The 17240-nt window shown below is 65.7% G+C and carries 29 protein-coding genes; all 29 read right to left on the minus strand.

Features of this window, described 5'->3' with window-relative positions:
• Nucleotides 1-4 precede the first annotated feature (4 nt).
• Nucleotides 5-421 (minus strand): DUF5361 domain-containing protein, encoded by a 417-nt coding sequence (locus ACX4ZE_RS12940; RefSeq protein ID WP_480273642.1) that lies wholly within the window; start codon nt 419-421, stop codon nt 5-7.
• Entirely contained in the window at nt 367-666 is a 300-nt protein-coding gene (locus tag ACX4ZE_RS12945) for a hypothetical protein (RefSeq protein WP_480273643.1), read from the minus strand. The genes ACX4ZE_RS12940 and ACX4ZE_RS12945 overlap by 55 nt, the downstream gene beginning before the upstream one ends.
• Nucleotides 667-763: 97 nt before the next feature.
• Nucleotides 764-1348: a phage tail tube protein gene (locus ACX4ZE_RS12950; RefSeq protein ID WP_480273644.1), complete on the minus strand. Its 585-nt coding sequence runs from the start codon at nt 1346-1348 to the stop codon at nt 764-766.
• A 57-nt stretch (nt 1349-1405) separates the two neighbouring features.
• The gene (locus ACX4ZE_RS12955) at nt 1406-1804 is read right to left on the minus strand and encodes a hypothetical protein (protein ID WP_480273645.1); all 399 of its coding nucleotides are present in this window, start codon (nt 1802-1804) and stop codon (nt 1406-1408) included.
• Nucleotides 1801-2058 carry a hypothetical protein gene (locus ACX4ZE_RS12960; protein WP_480273646.1) on the minus strand — a complete coding sequence of 86 codons (258 nt, stop codon included), beginning with the start codon at nt 2056-2058 and terminating at the stop codon, nt 1801-1803. The genes ACX4ZE_RS12955 and ACX4ZE_RS12960 overlap by 4 nt, the downstream gene beginning before the upstream one ends.
• Nucleotides 2055-2396 carry a hypothetical protein gene (locus ACX4ZE_RS12965; RefSeq protein ID WP_480273647.1) on the minus strand — a complete coding sequence of 114 codons (342 nt, stop codon included), beginning with the start codon at nt 2394-2396 and terminating at the stop codon, nt 2055-2057. Before ACX4ZE_RS12965 ends, ACX4ZE_RS12960 begins: the two co-directional genes overlap by 4 nt.
• A complete protein-coding gene (locus tag ACX4ZE_RS12970) occupies nt 2389-2847 on the minus strand; it encodes a hypothetical protein (RefSeq protein WP_480273648.1) in 459 nt (152 codons plus the stop codon). The genes ACX4ZE_RS12965 and ACX4ZE_RS12970 overlap by 8 nt, the downstream gene beginning before the upstream one ends.
• A complete protein-coding gene (locus ACX4ZE_RS12975; RefSeq protein ID WP_480273649.1) occupies nt 2847-2999 on the minus strand; it encodes a DUF7302 family protein in 153 nt (50 codons plus the stop codon). Before ACX4ZE_RS12975 ends, ACX4ZE_RS12970 begins: the two co-directional genes overlap by 1 nt.
• The gene (locus tag ACX4ZE_RS12980; protein WP_480273650.1) at nt 2999-3898 is read right to left on the minus strand and encodes a phage major capsid protein; all 900 of its coding nucleotides are present in this window, start codon (nt 3896-3898) and stop codon (nt 2999-3001) included. Before ACX4ZE_RS12980 ends, ACX4ZE_RS12975 begins: the two co-directional genes overlap by 1 nt.
• Before the next feature lie 23 nt (nt 3899-3921).
• Complete coding sequence (locus ACX4ZE_RS12985) at nt 3922-4410, minus strand: hypothetical protein (protein WP_480273651.1); 489 nt, start codon at nt 4408-4410, stop codon at nt 3922-3924.
• A 74-nt stretch (nt 4411-4484) separates the two neighbouring features.
• On the minus strand, nt 4485-4721 hold the full coding sequence (locus ACX4ZE_RS12990) for a hypothetical protein (protein ID WP_480273652.1): 237 nt from the start codon (nt 4719-4721) through the stop codon (nt 4485-4487).
• Nucleotides 4718-6280: a VG15 protein gene (locus ACX4ZE_RS12995; protein ID WP_480273653.1), complete on the minus strand. Its 1563-nt coding sequence runs from the start codon at nt 6278-6280 to the stop codon at nt 4718-4720. The genes ACX4ZE_RS12990 and ACX4ZE_RS12995 overlap by 4 nt, the downstream gene beginning before the upstream one ends.
• Nucleotides 6277-7704 (minus strand): phage portal protein, encoded by a 1428-nt coding sequence (locus tag ACX4ZE_RS13000; RefSeq protein WP_480273721.1) that lies wholly within the window; start codon nt 7702-7704, stop codon nt 6277-6279. Before ACX4ZE_RS13000 ends, ACX4ZE_RS12995 begins: the two co-directional genes overlap by 4 nt.
• Before the next feature lie 5 nt (nt 7705-7709).
• On the minus strand, nt 7710-9140 hold the full coding sequence (locus ACX4ZE_RS13005) for a terminase (RefSeq protein ID WP_480273654.1): 1431 nt from the start codon (nt 9138-9140) through the stop codon (nt 7710-7712).
• The gene (locus ACX4ZE_RS13010; RefSeq protein ID WP_480273655.1) at nt 9112-9447 is read right to left on the minus strand and encodes a hypothetical protein; all 336 of its coding nucleotides are present in this window, start codon (nt 9445-9447) and stop codon (nt 9112-9114) included. The genes ACX4ZE_RS13005 and ACX4ZE_RS13010 overlap by 29 nt, the downstream gene beginning before the upstream one ends.
• A 106-nt stretch (nt 9448-9553) precedes the next feature.
• On the minus strand, nt 9554-9856 hold the full coding sequence (locus ACX4ZE_RS13015; RefSeq protein WP_480273656.1) for an HNH endonuclease: 303 nt from the start codon (nt 9854-9856) through the stop codon (nt 9554-9556).
• A 332-nt stretch (nt 9857-10188) separates the two neighbouring features.
• Nucleotides 10189-10863: a hypothetical protein gene (locus tag ACX4ZE_RS13020; RefSeq protein WP_480273657.1), complete on the minus strand. Its 675-nt coding sequence runs from the start codon at nt 10861-10863 to the stop codon at nt 10189-10191.
• Between the two features lie 2 nt (nt 10864-10865).
• Nucleotides 10866-11285, minus strand: a complete 420-nt coding sequence (locus tag ACX4ZE_RS13025) for a RusA family crossover junction endodeoxyribonuclease (protein WP_480273658.1) — start codon at nt 11283-11285, stop codon at nt 10866-10868.
• On the minus strand, nt 11282-11611 hold the full coding sequence (locus ACX4ZE_RS13030; protein ID WP_480273659.1) for a glutaredoxin family protein: 330 nt from the start codon (nt 11609-11611) through the stop codon (nt 11282-11284). Before ACX4ZE_RS13030 ends, ACX4ZE_RS13025 begins: the two co-directional genes overlap by 4 nt.
• Nucleotides 11604-11840, minus strand: coding sequence for a hypothetical protein (locus ACX4ZE_RS13035; RefSeq protein ID WP_480273660.1), 237 nt, complete (start codon nt 11838-11840; stop codon nt 11604-11606). The genes ACX4ZE_RS13030 and ACX4ZE_RS13035 overlap by 8 nt, the downstream gene beginning before the upstream one ends.
• Before the next feature lie 389 nt (nt 11841-12229).
• A complete protein-coding gene (locus tag ACX4ZE_RS13040; RefSeq protein ID WP_480273722.1) occupies nt 12230-13597 on the minus strand; it encodes a DNA primase family protein in 1368 nt (455 codons plus the stop codon).
• Nucleotides 13598-13998: 401 nt separating this feature from the next.
• A complete protein-coding gene (locus tag ACX4ZE_RS13045) occupies nt 13999-14649 on the minus strand; it encodes a bifunctional DNA primase/polymerase (protein WP_480273661.1) in 651 nt (216 codons plus the stop codon).
• A 138-nt stretch (nt 14650-14787) separates the two neighbouring features.
• Nucleotides 14788-15171, minus strand: coding sequence for a hypothetical protein (locus tag ACX4ZE_RS13050; RefSeq protein WP_480273662.1), 384 nt, complete (start codon nt 15169-15171; stop codon nt 14788-14790).
• Nucleotides 15168-15452, minus strand: a complete 285-nt coding sequence (locus ACX4ZE_RS13055) for a hypothetical protein (RefSeq protein WP_480273663.1) — start codon at nt 15450-15452, stop codon at nt 15168-15170. The genes ACX4ZE_RS13050 and ACX4ZE_RS13055 overlap by 4 nt, the downstream gene beginning before the upstream one ends.
• Entirely contained in the window at nt 15449-16414 is a 966-nt protein-coding gene (locus ACX4ZE_RS13060; protein ID WP_480273664.1) for a hypothetical protein, read from the minus strand. Before ACX4ZE_RS13060 ends, ACX4ZE_RS13055 begins: the two co-directional genes overlap by 4 nt.
• On the minus strand, nt 16411-16641 hold the full coding sequence (locus ACX4ZE_RS13065; RefSeq protein WP_480273665.1) for a hypothetical protein: 231 nt from the start codon (nt 16639-16641) through the stop codon (nt 16411-16413). The genes ACX4ZE_RS13060 and ACX4ZE_RS13065 overlap by 4 nt, the downstream gene beginning before the upstream one ends.
• Nucleotides 16638-16883 (minus strand): hypothetical protein, encoded by a 246-nt coding sequence (locus ACX4ZE_RS13070; protein WP_480273666.1) that lies wholly within the window; start codon nt 16881-16883, stop codon nt 16638-16640. The genes ACX4ZE_RS13065 and ACX4ZE_RS13070 overlap by 4 nt, the downstream gene beginning before the upstream one ends.
• Nucleotides 16880-17065, minus strand: a complete 186-nt coding sequence (locus ACX4ZE_RS13075) for a hypothetical protein (protein WP_480273667.1) — start codon at nt 17063-17065, stop codon at nt 16880-16882. The genes ACX4ZE_RS13070 and ACX4ZE_RS13075 overlap by 4 nt, the downstream gene beginning before the upstream one ends.
• Complete coding sequence (locus ACX4ZE_RS13080; protein WP_480273668.1) at nt 17062-17238, minus strand: hypothetical protein; 177 nt, start codon at nt 17236-17238, stop codon at nt 17062-17064. The genes ACX4ZE_RS13075 and ACX4ZE_RS13080 overlap by 4 nt, the downstream gene beginning before the upstream one ends.
• Nucleotides 17239-17240 lie beyond the last annotated feature (2 nt).

The raw sequence follows: 17240 nt of genomic DNA on the forward strand, positions 1-17240 counted from the left end.
CTCCCTACTCCCAGCCCAGGAACGCGTCCATGTCGCTGAGGGGTATGGGCGTATCGCCCAATCGTTCGCCGCGGGGCGTGAGTCCCGGGCGGGGGATCGATTGCGGTCGCCCGCGCCCACGTTGCGCGGCTTCAGTCTTCGCCCACACCAACCAGTGCAGAGAATCGGCGATATCGGCGAGCAGGTGTTCCCCGATGCCCCATGCCCACTCTTCGGGGCGTGCCGCGCGGGTGATGGCGGAGTCCGCGGGCAGCCATGCGATGATCGCGCGCAGGTCACGCCAGCTCAGTACATCGCTGCCGAGTTGACGCAACCGTAAGCCACGGTCGATGAGGTCATATTCGACTGCCTCGCTACGCTTTTCGATCAGCGCATCGAGGCCGAAGATTCCCCCAGAGCGATACCGGAATGGACGCGCCACCCCTCAAGGAATTCCTCGTAGGCGCTGGGCTCCATGTCGTCGAGCACGCCGAGTTGATCCTCGGACAGGACCATCTCGAGCAGTGTGTACATCGCGTCGACGTCGTTCATGCGCCGGATCCGACGAACCAGACCTGGCTTGAGGTACGACAACGACGGGAGGACGATCTCGACACCGCTCACGTCCTTGACGTAGTCCTCGCGGACACGGTCGGGCTTGTCGGTGCGGGGCTTCCTGGCAGGCATACGCAGACCTTTCATCCGGCGCAGGCTTTCACAGCACAAGGCCTCAGTGATAGCGGGCAAGCCTGTGCGAAGGGGAGACCCGCCAACACTGAGGGGGTTATGACGCGGTAGTGACGCCGTCGTTGAGGTAGCGGTATGCCTTCACGCCGGTGGCGTCCTTGAAGGCCTCGACCGTGAGAGCGAAGCTGGCGAGTTCCTTGCTGGTGAATTTGCCTTCTTTGACCTCGGAAATTTGAGCGTTGGGCAGCACGATGCGCAGCTTCTTGGCCTCGTGCGCCATATCGAAGATCCAAGAGCGGCGCGGCAGCGGACTACCGGTCTCGGTTATCTTGTACAGCTTGCCGGTGGTCTGGGTCGCCGCGGTCGGGATGACATTGTCCGCGCCGAAGACTTCTTTGAGGACGTCCTCGTCCCAATACGAGTACAAAGTGAACCCGAATCGGACCGAGTGCTCGGTCTGCAACTGGACGATGATGTCGGCGTTCCAGTCCTTGATGGGCTCGACCGACCGGGTGCCCTGCGATTCGAGTCCGTCCTCGCTGACGTAGCCCAGTCGCAGAAACGCCGGATCGGGGGCGGCGTCCGAGGTGGTCGGAAGGGTGGAGCCTACCGGGGCGACCAGGATGCCGCCGGTCGCGACTGGGGTACCGGCGCCGATGAGGTTGCTGTTTGCCACAGCCATGACAGGGTCCTTTCAGGGGTTTGCGCAGGTCTGATTTGTGTTTGTGGGCGTGCCGGGTCAGAGTGGCGCGCCGGTGACGTGCAGCTCGACCGTCACTAGATAGCGGGGTGTGCCGGTATCGGGATCCGGGGATGCCGCGAGTCCGGCGTCGATGACCAGGTCGCACCACGCGCCCCCGATACGGCCGGGGGCCGCAGCGCCGATGAGTGCACGTACCTGCCGCGCCAACTGCGATGCGGCGGGTGCGCTGATGTCCCAGCATTCGAAGATCACGCGCGGCCGGTCGGTGATCACGTCGCGACGCGTACCTCCGCCGGAGGCCACCCGCACGAACGGCAATGGCCGGGATGGCGGCATCTTGGTGGCGATCTTGGCTGTGATGCCGTGCGCAGGAAACACGGCCTTGCCCCACGCCACGACCGCGGCCTCGATATCGCCGAACACAATCGCGGTCATCGGCCGGCGTCCATGCTCCGGATCAGCGTGTGGTTGCGGGCGTTGTCGCGCACCGCTTCGGCCGAGGTGGTCACGACCGCGGCACGGTCGCGGGTGGCGCCTTCGCCCGACACGGCGAGATACCCGTCGACGCCGGAGATCGCTCGCGCGTGTGCGGCGATCTTCTCGGCCGCCTCGGTGAGATGCGCGACGACTCCAGGATCGCGCCGCAGCTCCTCGAATCGGTCGGTGTGCACCGTGATCCTCGAGATCATCCGTCCACCTTCCGGAGGTTCACCGGCCTGCGGCCCGGGCGGAACCCGAACGGGCCGTGGTCGTAGTCCTCGGCCTCGGCGATCACTTCCCACGTGTCGCCCTCGATGAGCACACGGTCGCGGGCGCCGACCACGGTGGCCGAGTCGACGACCATCACCCGGTCGACGATCACCCGGTCATGGCCGGTGAGCGCGGGCTCGCTCGACGACGGCGTCCACCAGAACGCACCCACCGAAACAGGCTCCGCCCATGTCGGTATCTCGTTGCCGTGCGCATCCTCCCCTGCGCCGAGGTAGGCGCGATGCCCCACGACAAACGGCAGCGGGATGCTACCCATACAGCGGAAGTCCTTGTGTCAGGATCGCGCCACACGAGCAGTGCTTGCCACCGAAATTCAGCGAACAGATGTCGGCGTGCACGATCGCGCCGGCGGTTGGGATGGTGTCCACGCTGTAGGCGTTGCCGCTGCCCGAGGGTGTGCACATGCCCTGCAACTGTTCGATCTCACTCGGCCAGAACAGCGATCGCCGCGGTTTGCTGGTATCAATGGTCTGCGAGAACGGGCCGGCTGTCTGGGCGGTGATCGCACCGGACCCCATGTCGGCCCACCGCAGAATCGCTGCCCGCAGAATGGCTTTCACAGCGCCGGTGTGCGCGAATCCTGTTGTGGTGATGCACGGGGCGACCAGTTTGGCCATTGCTTCGGCGTCGGCGATCATCGCCTCGGCCTTGGCGGTGGTAATAGTCGTGAACGGCGTCAGATCGGTCGTGCTGATGAAATCACCCATCAGTCCTCGCTCTTCGGTGCGGGCTTGCGCCGCGCGCGTGTCGGCGGCGCCTGCGGCGGGTCTACGGGTTCCCATTCCGAGCCGAGCAGGCGCGCCATGTCGTCATCGACGTTCACGACGCTGCCTGTCCGGGTGTTCTTCAGTCGAGGCATTACGCGACAGCGTCCTCGATCACGGCGAACCGGTCGGTGAACACATACCAGCCGTAGACGATCTCGAGCCGCAGAGCGATCTGGTTCTTCCGCTTCAGATCACCCTGCCCGTCCGGGTCGCCGTACTTGATCAGCTCGATCGGGATCTCGCGCTGGACACCCCAGCGGATCCCTGACCGGAAGTCACCCACGATCGCGCGGATCTTGGTGTCCGCGGCCTCCGGCTGACCGGACACGGTGTCACCCACCGAAGCGCGCAGGCCTTCGTAGCTCGACAAGTTCACACCGAATCCGAGGTCGGGGAACTTCTTGCGGCCGTCCGGGTAGCGGACGGTGGCCAGCTTCCACGCGAACGACGGATCGAACGCGATACCGGTGACCGATTTCTGTGCGGTGACCAGCAGACCGACCGCGGTCTCGACGTCGAGGTCGGGTGCACTGGACGCAGTGATCTCCACGCGCTTGGTGGTCTGGTTGAGGTAGTTGGTCCAGCTGGTGATGGCGGTGCCGGTCAGCGGGTTGATGCGGTAGTACAGGCCCAGGTCCAGTGCGCGCGACAGTGCGATCGCCCCGGCTTCGGACAGTTCCTTGAGCACGCCGAGTTGGTGGTCCTCATCAGCCCATTGCACCTCTTCGTTGAACCGCATGGTGACCTGAGCCTTGTGTGGCTTGGCGGTCACGAAGTCGAACCCACCGGTAGTGGAAGCCTTGTCGGCACCCTCGTCGACAAACTCGGCTTTCGGATAGTCATTGAAGGTGATGATGTCGACGGTGCCAAACCGCTGAGCCTCACGGCCGGACAGCTGGGCAATCGTCGAAGTGGTCTTGGCGTCCTTGACCATGCCATCAGCGATGGTGCGCGGCAGGTTCTTGAGGTTGCCAGTGCCGAATACGGCCATGGTGGAGTCCTCCTACGTCGGGGTCATGACCCGGTGCCGAACAGCTCACGCGTGAATGCACGTTCGGGGCTGTCGGATTTGGTCACGGCCTGGCCCTCGCGGGGCACATGGTTCTTCTTGGTCTTGTTGTCCTTCTGCTGCCCGACCAGTCGGGCCGCCTGCTTGAGCAGCAGCTCGGGCGTATCGCTAGTGAGGAACAGCTCGGCGTCCTCGCTAGGGATGCCGTGCAGCTCGACCAGGTGCTCGCGCAGCGATTCGGCGACCTTCGCCGGGATCGCAGCGATATCGGCGTCGGCTTTAGCGAGACGGTCGGCCGCTTTCTGGGCCTCGGATTTCTGCGATTCCTCGATCTCAGCCAGGCGCTTGGCCGCGCCGGCGTTGTCCTTGGCGCGCTTCTCCCAGGTCCGGGCGTGCTCCTTGGATTTGGCGAGCGCGGTTTTCAGGTCGCCGACCGTTTCGGTCTCGTCCTGCTTGGTGGTATTCGTGGTCTCCGTTTCGGTGACCTCGGACATGGTTTCGGACATGGCGATTTCTCCCGTTTCGGGTGTGTCCCAGCCGTTTCGGCCGAGATGGTCGGTAGGTCCCGCTAGCTGCGGGAGGCCTCGGCGTCGGTGAGACCGGATCGCCATCCGGCCAGCCACAGCCGCGCCAACGCGACAGCACGCGGATTGGCTTCGACTGGGTCGAGGCGGTCGGCGACGATGTCCCGGTACGACAGGCCTTCGCGGGTCGCTGCGGTGTACGGGTTCGCGGTGGGTGGCTCTCCGGCGTCGAATGCGGCGCGGCCCGCAGCATGCGCGGCACGGTATTCCTCGCTGCTCACTGGAGGTAATCCCTTCTGCGCGATTGGATCCGGGCCAGTTCGACCGGGTCGAGTAGCTGGGCCTTCAGTTCGGCCTTCGTCACGCGGCCGTTCTCATCCCACCATCCGCGCAGTTCCTCGGATGCGTATTTACGGGCCCGGTCCTCGGGCATACTCCACAGCGCCCGCGGATCCACGCCTGCGCGCTGGCCGGCCTTGCTGAGCGCATATCCGTTGGTGGCGTCTTCGGCGGCGAGCCACGCCCGGTAGACCTCATCCTTATGCCATGCACGGATCTGGTCGTCCAGGCCCTTGCCGGTGTAGCCGAGGCCGGCCAGCCATGACCGCGCATTGATGCGCCGCTGCTCGGGGATCGGCACCCTGTAGGCCTTCGCGACTGCGGTCTCGTGGTCGATTCCCTCGTCGATCAACCGGTCGTATTCATCGCTCTGGGCCTGTTGTTTCGCATCGCGGGCAGCGGCGCGCTTCTCGCGGGCAGCTCGCGCGCGGGTCTCGCGGCGCTGGATCTCGGCCTCGAGCACGTCGAACTCGTCGTCGATTTCGCCGCGCTCAGCCTTGGCTGCGAACCTGTCGAGCAGGTCATCGGTTGTTTGACCGGCATACGGCGAGGCCTTCCGCGGCTTCTTCGCCGGCGCCTCGGCCGCGGGCGCGGGCTCGGCCGGTGTCGGTGCATGCGTCTGTGGGTGCGCGGTCGGTGCGGGTGCGGCGGGACTGCTGTCGGGTCCATCAACCTTGCTGTCGGCGCGCTGTTGTTTCATGCCCGCGCGCATGTGCGCGAGCACGGCTTTCGTGTCGATCGCGCCGTATCTGCCGACACGAGGCGTCTCACGGGTTGCGCGGATATAGGCCTCGTCCCACGCCTGGACATACTCGGGCGGGGTGTATGTCTGCCCGGGGCGGACCTCGACGGCGATGCAGTGACAGTGGTCGTGGTATTTCCCGCCCAACCCGCGGCTACCGCGTGTTTTGGCGCCACCCGCAGCAATTGCCCCGCTGGCACGTCGGGTTCCCCCAGCAGCACGGATGCGTCGGTCCATAAGCGACATCTCTTTACCGCGACCAACCACCTTCTCGGCGGCGGCTTTCGAGGTGTAGACCGCACCGCGTGAGGCCATGAGCGCGCAGAACGCACACGCGCTCGCGCTGGCATGTCGAGCCCAGCGCGATCCGGGCTCCTGGTCGACGTTGTGCAGAACCGTGCTGCGAGCGCTGTCGAATACCACGCGCTGAGTGGTGCCCTTCAGCCGCGCCAAACCGTCGAGGCCATCGGCGCCCAACGCCCACGTCGCCGAGGCGGCCATCTGCTCAGCGACCGGCAACGGTCCCGGCTGAGCGACATACCCAGTCGGTGAAGGACTGTCGTCATACCAGGTGGCGGCGGTGTCAGCCGCTAGCGCGGCGAACGGGTCCACCAGATCCGGGAACGCCGCCACAACGAACTCGGCGAAGTCCACCGAGGACAGCTCAGCCGCGCGCGCCCACAACACCGAGACCTGCTCCTCGGCGAGCTGCCCGATCTGCGACAGAATGTATTGCCGCTCGGTCGGTGACACGGTCATTCGGTCGGTGTCTCCTGCGCAGGCGCGGTGGACGCCGTCGACGACTTGGCAGCGGTCAGCTGCGGGAGGATGTTGGCGATACTCGCGCGCCGGCGGTCGGCACGCGCGCGGCGGATCTGCTGCTCGGTCAGCCCGACCAGTTCCAAACCGACATCGGTCTCGGCCAGCCACGGAATCGCAGTCAGCTGTTTCATGCCGGCGTCGGCTTGCGCGGCGCGCGACAGATAGACCGGTGAGCGCCACTTGGCATCGATCGTCGACCAGGCGGCGGGGATCCCGCGCTCGCCGTGGGCGATGGCCAGCGCACGGATCATGGTGCGCCGTATCGCGGGCGTCCAATCGTCGGTCGTGCCCTCGGCCTCGGCGATCAAGTCCTCACGCGAGGCGACATAGGCGTCAGCGGAGGTCGGGTTGCTCATGTCCGACACGCCCAACGAGGTGAGTGGGATGGATGTCTCGCCGGAAAACAGTTGCGCCTGCTGGCGCAGCATCGCGAGATGGGGCTCAGGCGAGGCAGCCTCGATCACCTGTAGTGCAGCGCGCGGATTGACCGCGTTGTCGTCGTCGGGCAGACCTTTTACGCGGCCCATGCGCACTTCCCACGGCGCCATCGGATTGCCGCTCGCGTCCTTAAACGCGCTGCCATCCGCGCCGAGGATCACCAGCTCGCGGAAGCTGAACACGTCGGCATGCCCCTCGAGGCGGATCGAGGTCCGAATCGCGCTGCGATGCAGCGACATCACAGTCCGCGAGATCCGCGAGGAGCCCATCGGGCGCCCGTGCCGATACCGATAAACCAGCGGCTCGACTGGCATACCCCACGGGTGCGTTGTCCGGTCAGAAGCCCACACACCCCCGTCGTGCACCGCGGTGACGGTGACCCCCGGCAGATACAGCGCCAGCCCGGTCGGGTCGCCAGTCTCCGGGTTGCGGTCGGTGATCGACAGGCAGCTGTCCAGCCGACGCGCGCGCCCGTTCCATTCGCCGGTCGCATCTAGCGCGGTTTTCGCGTGAATAAGCGAGGCAGGTTCGCTGGTCTTTGGATCGCCGGTGGTGTTGATCAGGAATGCGACCGCGTGAATCAGCGACGACACACCCGCGGCCGATAGTTCGGTATCCAGTCGGTTGGCGTCCCAGATCTCGCGCCAGCCCAGAGCATCGAGATCCCCATCGGGCCAGAAGAACCCGTCGAGATTGCAGCGACGTGCGAGGGTGTCGACCGCTTTGGCCGACCAGCCGAGCACCACGCCGAGGCGGTAGTACTCCGGTGGAACCACGCCGCTGACACGGTCGATGGCGTACTTGCCGTCATAGAAGCACTGGCGCAGCAGGTTGCGGTGTGTTTTTTGCTCTACCTGGGCCAGGAGACGATTCAGGGTGACGTTCTCGTCGTCGTCCAGGTCCTCGAGGACGATCCGATCCATGGTGGTCACCGTCCTGTCCTGGATGTTCGTGCGCCGCGGCCGGTGCCGGTGGCGGGTTTGGTGGTCGAGGCGCCCAGCAGCGCCAGAGTCATCGCGACAATCGGCGCGATGCACACTGTTTCGTCGCGACGGTCCCAACCCCACCCGCCGGCGGTGCCGATCGGGCGTTTACGTCCGCCCTCCATAGCGTCATCGACCGCGGACTGTCCGGCATGAGTGAGGCGGTGACCGCGGATCTTGCCGACCAGTTGACCGCAGGCCTTGATCATGTCCAACGGCCCGGTCTGTCGCACGGTGCGCCGACGCGCGCGCAACGCCGGAATCATCGACGCGGCAGGCGAATTACCGTCGATAACGATGGGGATGCGTATGGTGGTGCGCGCGTTGAGCCACGCCACCGCGGCATCCTCGTCGATGCCCGCCCAGACCTCCTCGAGGTGGGCGTACTCGCCGGTGAGCCAGCACGCCGAGATCGAGATCTGCCCGGCGTGGGACATGTCCACACCCAGCGCGTTCGGGCGCGTCCCGTCCTCCGGGCCCGCTGCGGCGAGTGCTTTCCACGCAGCGGCTTTCACCACGGCCCGATACCGCGAGATCTCATCCCAGATCCCCAGGCCCTCGCGTCGGAACGAGTCCTCGCTCAGGTTCTTCAGCATGCGCAGTATCGCCCGCTCGGACGTGCGATGTGGATAGCTGGGGTTCGCCTTGCGCCACTGCGCCCGGTCACGGATATCAGCGCCGCGATCGGCCGACAGCTCGATATAGATGGTGTCCTCGGCGTCACCGTCGAGCGCATCCTCGCGGATCGAGGTGAACACTTCACCCGCGTCGGTGGGCTTAGGCGGGGTGCCGGTCATGAGAATCAGCGGATTGCAGGCGGCGTTGGTGGCCGGGATCATGTCGTCCATGGCGGCCTCGCCGAGGATTTGCGCCTCGTCGAGAACCAGGACATCGACCTCGGTGAAGCCTCGGCCGAACCCGCGTTCTCTGGCGCCGAACAGGATCCGGCTCCCGTTGCGGAAAACGACGGCCTCGTCACCGGCGGCGAGAACAACTTTCTCGACGTGCCCAGCCATCCGGCGGCGAGTGGCCAAGCCCCGCATGCTGTTGAACGTCTCGCGCGCGGTCTTGAACCGGTGCGCCGTCCAAATCACGGTCAGCCCAGGGAAGATCACGCACAGCGCGAACACGATGGCGCCGATCAGGTACGTTTTGCCGACCTGGCGCGGGATCGAAATCGCGACAGTGTCCGCGGCATACAGTCCGTCCGCACGCTTGGCCAGGATCAGCCGTCCGGCGCCGTCCTGCCATGTGTCGAATCCCAGGCCCAGGCCCGCGCAGGTGTCGCGGACCGCCGGCCATCCGGTCGAGACGATGCCCTCCGGGACGACGACATGCCGGGCGACCTCAGATAGCCGACTCGTCCCAGGGCTCATCGGGTGTCTTGGCGGCCTGACCGATGTCATCCTCGGCCGCGGCGGTGCGGATGTCCTCGATCTCGCGGGAGATGTCTTGCAGCCGACGCACCAGCGCGGCCAGGTCCCGCGCCGCGGTGCCCGGGTTGTCGATGGCCTCAGCACACCGATCGCGCATCGCTTCCAGCAGATCGAGCCGGGTGCCGGCCGACGCGGCGGTAACCACGGACTTGCCCCGCCTGCCAGCAGGTTTAGAGCGCCGCGGCGTGGCCGCTGGGGTGGTCGAATCGGTGCCTGTTGAGGCCTTGCTACGGGTACGAGCGGCCATAGCGAGCCTCCTAGCCCTGTGGAAAAAGCCCAGGTAAAGAAGAGCGCCTATGCCGAGAGCCGCAAGTCCGGGGCCGGGTGGGGTACCTCCCCCACCCCCGAACAGCTCACCAGGTGCGGTCGGTGACGAATACCCGAATGTTTGCTGGCATCTCGTCAGGCATCCGATCGGACTTCACCGCGTTGCAGCGCCGGTGCGCGGCCTGCTTGTTATCCAGGGTGTCGGCGCCACCCTGGGCGAGCGGCACGATGTGATCGACCACATACTCGCCCGGGTCGAGATACGGCGCGCTGTAGTCGATCTCATGCCCGCAGATGCCACATGGTGGCTTGGTGCGGGCGATGATGGCCCGATGCCGGTCTCGGGTGGTCGTGTCGCGGTGCTGACCACCCGAGCGCGCGGCAGGCACGGGTCAGATGAAGACGTTGATCAAGGCGACGATCAGCGCGGCGATATCTTCCCGGTCGATCACATTGGACACGGCAGCGGACATGGTGGACAGCATGACTACTCCATTCATCAGGTATCAGATGGGTTGCCCTCGAACGGACTAGAACCGTGCAGACCGCGCCGTTCTAGGCTGCGGAACTTCGAGGGATAAGGATTGCAGCGCACAGCAGCCGATAGCCCTCTGATTCGGGTTTTCAGAGCGATGCGTGATGCACCATTGGATGCGCAGACAGTTCACGCGCTACGCGCTCAGCATAGCAAACCGACTGTCCGTAAGGGTTGCGCCGCAGGTCAGCTTGCTCTTGTGTGCCGGGTTCGGATCGGTAACCGCAGGTGGGCGTCCAGCACGTCACCTACGCAAAACAGCACCGGCCAGTCCGGACGCCACGGCCCCGGTACGGGCTGGATCTCTCCGGCTTCCTTGAGCACAAACACACGACGGCGGGTGAGGTTCCGGTATTCCTCTCCAAGCTCCTTTGTGAGAGTGGCTATTCCGGATGCACTGAGTAGCATCCGCCGTGCTTGGGTGACTCGGTCGGCGTCGATGACGATCGGCTGAGCGGGCGGACATACGATCCACTCGACTCGGTCGGTGAGCGCCTTCAACTCCGGATAGCAGTCATGCGCGCCTTCGGTCATCGCCAAGGCGTAGATGTGACGGTTGAGCCATCTGGCGAGGCTCGGTGTGCCCGCTGGTCCGGCGTAGGTGATCGCACGCTGCTCACACACCAGTCGCACCCATCCAACGAGCGCGGTGTGCAGCTCATCGGCGATATTCGCGGCGTCGACGTTGTACGGCAGTGGCTGCCCGAACGCCTTCTGTGCTTGGTGACCGCGCCTGATATCGCCCATGCGAGCTTGCTTGGTCACGGTGACACCGAGGTCGGTAGCAAGGTTCGGGATGGCGCGCAGTAAACGGATCAAGAGTTTCAGCTCGTAGTCCTGGATGAACGCCGTGTCGCCCATGATCACACTTCCTCAGTCGGACTGGTGACGGTGATCCACACGCCGGGTGTCTCGGTGATCTCCGCGAGCCGTTTCCGGCTGCGCAGGTCGATCACCTGCGAGTCGTCTCGGATCGCAACGCCGGTCAGCGCGTCGAGTACCGCGCGGGCGAGCTTGTCGATATCGGGCCTTTTGGCGGCTGGCGGTGTGTACGTCTTCGGCGCCGATTTCGGTCTGGGCAGAACGAACTCGAGGTGCACTACCACGGCACCGTCGAGCAACGGCCAGCCTGCGGTATGGACGGCCAGCGCGACGCGTTCACGCCACGGGCCGACCGATTTCGAGGACTCGACCATGCGCCCGCCACCGACGTGCCGCTTGCTGCCCTGAGGGGCGGCGGCGCCGGGCACGAACAACGGTGCGAGTGTCGTCTGGGCGGTCACTTCGCCTCACCCATGACCCACTCGGTGTTGTCGCCGGTGAGGTACCGCTCAGCGTCAGTATCGAGACCAGCGATATCTGCTGCCACACTGTGGATCTCAGCGAGGCGGTCGAGCTGTGCGTGCCGGAACCCACACCAGTGCACATCCCCGGCCACCACGACCGGCAGCGACGAGTAGCCGAGCAGGGTGACGAGATCGCGGGCAGCCTGGTCGGCGTCGACATCGCGGTAGGTGTAGGGCACGCGCGCCTGGTCGAGGTGACGAGTGGTCATGCGGCATTGCTGGCAGCCGGGGCGGCCGTAGACGGTGATCTCGACATCAGCCATGGTCGGCCTCCGCTGATGCGTCGCTGTGCCACAGGAGGTGGACCGGTAGTGTAGGTGTGCAGTCGGCTGGATCGAACATGTGTCCGGCTCGCACCCAACCCATCTCGTAATCCATTTCCCAGATCTGTGGGTAGAACTCCAGTGGATCGCTGGGGATCTCGCGGATGACGCAGGCGAATCCGAGCGTGTCGAGCTGTTCGGTGGTGGTGATGACGATCGGTGTGGGCATTGGTGTCCTAGGGGCGGGTGGTGGATGGATGCGTCCCTGATGCGTCCCTGTCGGGTGGTGCGTTAGCGCAGGCCACGGGGGTGTTGAAGAGGCAGGGACGGATGCGTCCCTGGATGCGTCCCTGTGTTTTTTGTGTTTTGACCTGCTGTTTTTGGTCGACAGGGACGCAAGGGACGCATGAGTTGGTATTGACGCTTTGCGCGGGCGCGCGTGTATGCGCGGGCGCGTGTAGGTGTTCACGGTTGTGATAGGCGGAAAATGCGTCCCTTGCGTCCCTGTTTGGGTTGAAAACAGTTTCTACCTGGATGAACACTGACAACGGGAGCGTTGAGATGCGTCCCTGATGCGTCCCTGATGCGTCCCTGTCGAGGTGAATGCGTCCCTGATGGCTAGTCATCGTCTCCCCCATCACGCACCAGTAAGCCGAGACCACGGATCAGACGGCGGCCATTGGATTTGGTGACCTTGTAGCCCTGTTCGGCCATTGCTTGTGAGAACGCTTTGAGCGTCAAGGAATCTGCGCCGTCCTCTCGCGCCCATTCCTGGTATGCGGTATGGAACTCACTAGGGGTGGCGTACATGAGCGGGTTGACGATGCAGCACTCTCCGACGAACCGCGCTACCGCGTCGGAGTCGACGCGGTAGCGGTCGGTGGCACCACGTACCGCGGCGGGTTCGTCGAGCCCGTGGTGCGACCATTCGCGGTAGCCGTGCACAGCCCAGGTGAGGATGGCGTCAGCGGCCAATTGCAGCGCTTCGTCGAGTTTCGGGTCACGTTCCTCGGGCGGGATCACCACATCGAACGGCACGACACGCAACCGCCGCCATACGGCTTTGTCGTCGCCGGACACCGCAGGAAGATGGTTGGTGACCAGTACGGCGGTGTGGCTAGGGACGAATTCGACGAAGTCTTGGCGCATTCGGCGGGCACGGATGACGTCGCCACCGGTGAGCCGTTTCATGGTGGCTTCGGCAAGGTGGCGACCTTTGTCGGATTCGCTGACCACGATCCAGCGGCGGCCGAGCAGGTCCATTTCGCCGGTGGGATGGGCGCCGGGGCGGGCCATGAACAGATCGGGTTCGGCGGTCGAGGCGTAATCGCCGAGCGTATATCCGATGGCTTTGCAGAACACCGATTTCCCGTTCGCTCCGGTGCCTGTGAAGATCGGCAGGACATGTTCGGCGACGCGGCCGAGTAGGCCGACCCCGACCAGGCGTTGCACGAATCCGCGCACCTCAGCGTCGGGCAGGACGCGAGCCAGGAACTCGCTCCACCGCTGCGACTGTTCGTGCGGCCGGTAGGCGCCTGCGCAGATTTTCGTGATCCGGTCGGCGGGGTCGTGGGCACGCAGTTGACCGGTACGCAGGTCGAGGGTGCCGTTGGCGACGTTGAGCAGGTAAGGGTCGGCGTCGAGGTCGGAGACGATGGCTGTCATCGACTCCAGGGCCCCGGCGATGGACAGTACTCCGTTGATGCCACTGGCGGTTTCGCATTTACGGACGTCAGTGCGCAGGTCTTTGTCGTCGACGCTGTCGGCCAGAGCGCGGCGCAACACATCGAGCACGGCTCGGGTGGCTGCGCCGGTCTCGTCACGGATCCAGCGGCTGCCGTCCCACGAGTGCCAGCCGAGCCCGGAGACGTGCAGCAGTCGCCCAGCGTAGGCATGCGCGAGCCGGTACGCGATGCGTGCCTGTCCCCGGTGGATGGTGTCCAAGGCGTCAGCGCCAGGGTGCTCGGCGGTGGTTTCGGTGAGCACGTATGCGGCTTTCACATCCTCGGGCGGACCGAGTTTCACCTCGCGCGGGTACCGGCCACCATCACGCAGCGCCCGCGGTGCGGTCTGCGCGATTTCGTTGTCACCGAGTCCGGCGGCGCGGGCCGCGGCGGTGAGCGCGTCGAGGGCCGTATCTTCGGCGAGGTAGCCGCCGGAGACCAGTTGGCCGATAGAGAACGCGGCATTGTTGAGCGTGTGGTTGCGAGTGCCTTCGGAAGCGGTCGAGACGCGGTCGCATTCGTCACGCAATGCGGCAGTCGCATACCGGGCCGCAGCTGGGTCTCCCGCCGCGGCGGTAGGCATCGTGATGGTCAGTCGAGCCGGTGACGCCGATGCGTCGAGTAGTCCGGCGTCGACGAGTAGCTGTTGGAATGGGTGCAAACTCACGCGGTGACCGAACCGACCGTGGCTTTGACGATGGCCGGTGAGGGCTTCACCCGCCACCTCCACTGTCCCGCACCGGACCTCACCGATGGTGGGGCGACGACATAACCGCCGCCGCCACGGAAGTCGACGCCCGGTTTGACGCCCGCGAGGTTCCCGCCGCCAGTGGGCTCGATATAGGCGTGCACGCCACCACGGGGGGTGGCCACCATGCCGTGCAGGCGCGGGAGCGCTGCGGCGGCGACCATTTCCCGCCACGCCGGCCACCCCGCCGGGTCGACGTCGATCACATCGAACGCGCCCCCGGTCGGCAGTCCGATATTGGCGGTGGGCATCGCTGCCCACCAGGCGCGGATCCGCGCGACATCGGTCGTGGCGTCCTTGAACCCGTGGCGGGTGGCCGGTGCCTTGTCACCGGGGCGCAGCGGGAACACCGGCCACCCCCAGGAGGCGTAGACGAGGGCGGCGTCGGCCAGTCGTGGCGGCGCCTGGCGGGCGCGCTCGAGCAGGGCCTCGATCCGATCGGCCTCGCTCGTCTGGCCTGCCAGCACCGCGGTGAGGAACTTCTCGAGCAGCTGCTCAGTGTGGGGCGGCTGGTAACGGTCTGCGCAGAGCGGGTGCACCGCGGGGGAGAATTCGTCGGTCACCATCAGAATTTCCTGGCACACAACGCATGTGGAGTAGATGTACACCTCGAGCACTCCTGGGTGATGTCGACGGGCGCGGGCTGCTGAACTCGGCCCCGACCACCAGCGCCATTGCTGATGGTCGAGACCCAATCCGGCGCCCTAGAACGGCGCCCCGGTCTGGGAATTGAGGTAGGCGCGGGCGATGTCCTTATCGGCGTCGACCGGGTCGGCCAGCTTCCACGGCGCCTGCTGACCGGGCTTGGCTACGCCCTTGCCGAGACGACCGAGGTTGGGGCGACCGGTGCCGATATTGCCCTTCACCTGCCCCTGTAGAACGCGAGGAAACAGCAGGACATCCTTGTGCTCTTCCGGCGATCCGGGACCGTCGAGAACGATGACGTCGGCGCGGACGGCGTCCTTCTCGCCGAGAGCGGTGTTGATGCCGACCTCCTGCTTGCTGGGGTAGATCAACAGCAGGCGGCCCTCGATGCTTTTGAGGTCCAGGCCGGTTGCCGAGCCGGGGGCGTCGAAAAGATCACTCATGATTCGTGTGCTTTCTCTTCAGTGATGCAACGGTGTTCTGCACGGGTGTCGCGCCAATCGCGTTCGAACCCGAATTTCGTTGTCCAACAACTGAAATAGCTGTTGAACACCCATACCAAGCGCCCCGCTTCACGGAGTGCTCGGAGATCTGTGTCGATCGGCAACGCTGTGCCGTCGAGGCGGTAGGTGAGTCCATCGCTCGTACGGATGTCCAGACACGACTGCCCGCAGTGGCGGCAGGTCACCGACTTAGCGAGTGGATCGATCGCACGCCTGCTCATGACGTAGCCTCCTGTAGCTGCGCTGCGCGCCGCTTGCACGCGGCCAGTACCGCGTCCTCGGCCAAGCCTTGGCGGTCGAGGACGACATACCAGGCGCGCAACCGGTCCAGGTCGTCGAAGTCCTCGACCTGTTCGACCAGTGGCCGCTGCGCGTCGGTGTACCCGGTCAGATCGTCGGCGGGGCTGGCGAGATTCCTGCGGGCACGCCATCCGCGTACCGCGGTCGCCAACTGCACGGCGTCCCACCCGGCAGCGATATCGACCCAGTACAGGGTGCATTCGCCCTCGCCTGCGGGCAGATGGATGATCAGCCCTCGGACTGTATCCATCGGTTTCGCATCAGGGGTCCGCTGCTGGCTGAGGTGGTCGTACGGCATCGAGTGGGCGTAGACGGCCAGCTGCATACAAATCTTGCCGAGCCCGAACTCGATGCCCCCGGTCTTCACATCACCGATCACGTACCGGTCACCGAGGTCGATGACACGGTCGGCGGTACCACCGATACGGAGGTCGTCGTGCACGCGGAATTGTTCGATGGCAACGTATTTCAGCCCGCTCGTGGCTTCCGTGTACGCGTCGAGATCACACTGCGCGGACAGCGGTAGCGTGCCGACCGGCTGGCCACGGTCACGGCGTTCGGTCAACGCGTGCAACGCGGTGCCGGTGGTTGCCGCAGCGCTGGACCGCGCGGCCTCCATCGCCGCACCGGTGATCCGGTTCAACTCGTCCTTGCTGTCACGGTGCGCGGATACCGCCAGCAGCAGATCAGGACGATCCGCCAGGCCGAGCGCGACCTGACGCATCTTCCAGCGGGTTACGTTGTAGGTGTCCTCGAGCGCGCTCACATAGGTGGTACAGCGGGTGTAGGCGGTGAGCTTGCCGCCGCCCGGCGCCATCACCCTCGGCCGGCCCCACCCGTCACGGGGGATCGCAGGGGCGGGGGCATCGAACAGGTCACTCACCGCGGTATCTCCCGACTGATGAAGTTGATCAAACGCTCGACAGCGCCCGCGCCGAACGCCGCACCAGCCACCGGTTCCCCGGCGACATAGACCTCCATCCACAGCGTGTCGGCGCCGCCGCACGGGTCACGCCAAAAGAACACCTCGGTGTCCCCATCAATCAGCCGCGTCACCCACAGGTGCATCGGGCCATCGGGGCGATAGAAACGAGTCCGATAGTCGCTCACGCGACACTCACCCCCACCCGCCGGTCGATCCAGCGGGCGCGAGCGCAATCCCACTCGGCGCCCGGATCATCGTCGAGCAGCTCGTCACCGGAGTCCTCGTCACCGAGGTCCGGGTCGAGGTCGATACCGAGACGGCAGGCACGCCATGCCGCGAGCTCGTGGACGAGCACGGACGCGCCGAGGTACACGACCGCCGGGAGCAGGACGAGATACACGACGACGTTGCAGAGTGCGATGGTCACGCGGCATCGCCGTCCTCGGCGGCCTCGGCATGGCACGCGATGTACGCGCGTCGGCGGCGCTCCTCGCCGGCACCGATCACGTGCTCGGCGTGATGAGCGGACTGCCACCCGAGAGCGCGCATGATCATGTCGGCCTCGTCCTGGTGCACGGGCGTGCCGTCTGCGAATCGGCAGGGGATCATCGCGCACCGCCGATCCGGTCATGCGTGGCCTCGAGATCATCGGCGAGCCGATCGAGCTCGGCCGCGATGTCGGTATCGCCCTGCCAGAGGGCATGTCGGGAGATCTCACGCAGCCTGGTCACTGCGGCGGTGCGCACTTCGGACACGACGGCGTCCGCGAGGGTACTGGTCATCG

The sequence above is a fragment of the Nocardia sp. TBRC8007 genome, from assembly GCF_056629435.1.

What these genes read in the sequence shown, in the direction of transcription:
- ACX4ZE_RS12945 (WP_480273643.1), bottom strand. Translation starts at nt 666, where the DNA reads ATGCCTGCCAGGAAGCCCCGCACCGACAAGCCCGACCGTGTCCGCGAG.
- ACX4ZE_RS12950 (WP_480273644.1), bottom strand. Translation starts at nt 1,348, where the DNA reads ATGGCTGTGGCAAACAGCAACCTCATCGGCGCCGGTACCCCAGTCGCG.
- ACX4ZE_RS12955 (WP_480273645.1), bottom strand. Translation starts at nt 1,804, where the DNA reads ATGACCGCGATTGTGTTCGGCGATATCGAGGCCGCGGTCGTGGCGTGG.
- ACX4ZE_RS12960 (WP_480273646.1), bottom strand. Translation starts at nt 2,058, where the DNA reads ATGATCTCGAGGATCACGGTGCACACCGACCGATTCGAGGAGCTGCGG.
- ACX4ZE_RS12965 (WP_480273647.1), bottom strand. Translation starts at nt 2,396, where the DNA reads ATGGGTAGCATCCCGCTGCCGTTTGTCGTGGGGCATCGCGCCTACCTC.
- ACX4ZE_RS12970 (WP_480273648.1), bottom strand. Translation starts at nt 2,847, where the DNA reads ATGGGTGATTTCATCAGCACGACCGATCTGACGCCGTTCACGACTATT.
- ACX4ZE_RS12975 (WP_480273649.1), bottom strand. Translation starts at nt 2,999, where the DNA reads ATGCCTCGACTGAAGAACACCCGGACAGGCAGCGTCGTGAACGTCGAT.
- ACX4ZE_RS12980 (WP_480273650.1), bottom strand. Translation starts at nt 3,898, where the DNA reads ATGGCCGTATTCGGCACTGGCAACCTCAAGAACCTGCCGCGCACCATC.
- ACX4ZE_RS12985 (WP_480273651.1), bottom strand. Translation starts at nt 4,410, where the DNA reads ATGTCCGAGGTCACCGAAACGGAGACCACGAATACCACCAAGCAGGAC.
- ACX4ZE_RS12995 (WP_480273653.1), bottom strand. Translation starts at nt 6,280, where the DNA reads ATGACCGTGTCACCGACCGAGCGGCAATACATTCTGTCGCAGATCGGG.
- ACX4ZE_RS13000 (WP_480273721.1), bottom strand. Translation starts at nt 7,704, where the DNA reads ATGGATCGGATCGTCCTCGAGGACCTGGACGACGACGAGAACGTCACC.
- ACX4ZE_RS13005 (WP_480273654.1), bottom strand. Translation starts at nt 9,140, where the DNA reads ATGAGCCCTGGGACGAGTCGGCTATCTGAGGTCGCCCGGCATGTCGTC.
- ACX4ZE_RS13010 (WP_480273655.1), bottom strand. Translation starts at nt 9,447, where the DNA reads ATGGCCGCTCGTACCCGTAGCAAGGCCTCAACAGGCACCGATTCGACC.
- ACX4ZE_RS13020 (WP_480273657.1), bottom strand. Translation starts at nt 10,863, where the DNA reads ATGGGCGACACGGCGTTCATCCAGGACTACGAGCTGAAACTCTTGATC.
- ACX4ZE_RS13030 (WP_480273659.1), bottom strand. Translation starts at nt 11,611, where the DNA reads ATGGCTGATGTCGAGATCACCGTCTACGGCCGCCCCGGCTGCCAGCAA.
- ACX4ZE_RS13035 (WP_480273660.1), bottom strand. Translation starts at nt 11,840, where the DNA reads ATGCCCACACCGATCGTCATCACCACCACCGAACAGCTCGACACGCTC.
- ACX4ZE_RS13045 (WP_480273661.1), bottom strand. Translation starts at nt 14,649, where the DNA reads ATGGTGACCGACGAATTCTCCCCCGCGGTGCACCCGCTCTGCGCAGAC.
- ACX4ZE_RS13050 (WP_480273662.1), bottom strand. Translation starts at nt 15,171, where the DNA reads ATGAGTGATCTTTTCGACGCCCCCGGCTCGGCAACCGGCCTGGACCTC.
- ACX4ZE_RS13055 (WP_480273663.1), bottom strand. Translation starts at nt 15,452, where the DNA reads ATGAGCAGGCGTGCGATCGATCCACTCGCTAAGTCGGTGACCTGCCGC.
- ACX4ZE_RS13075 (WP_480273667.1), bottom strand. Translation starts at nt 17,065, where the DNA reads ATGATCCCCTGCCGATTCGCAGACGGCACGCCCGTGCACCAGGACGAG.
- ACX4ZE_RS13080 (WP_480273668.1), bottom strand. Translation starts at nt 17,238, where the DNA reads ATGACCAGTACCCTCGCGGACGCCGTCGTGTCCGAAGTGCGCACCGCC.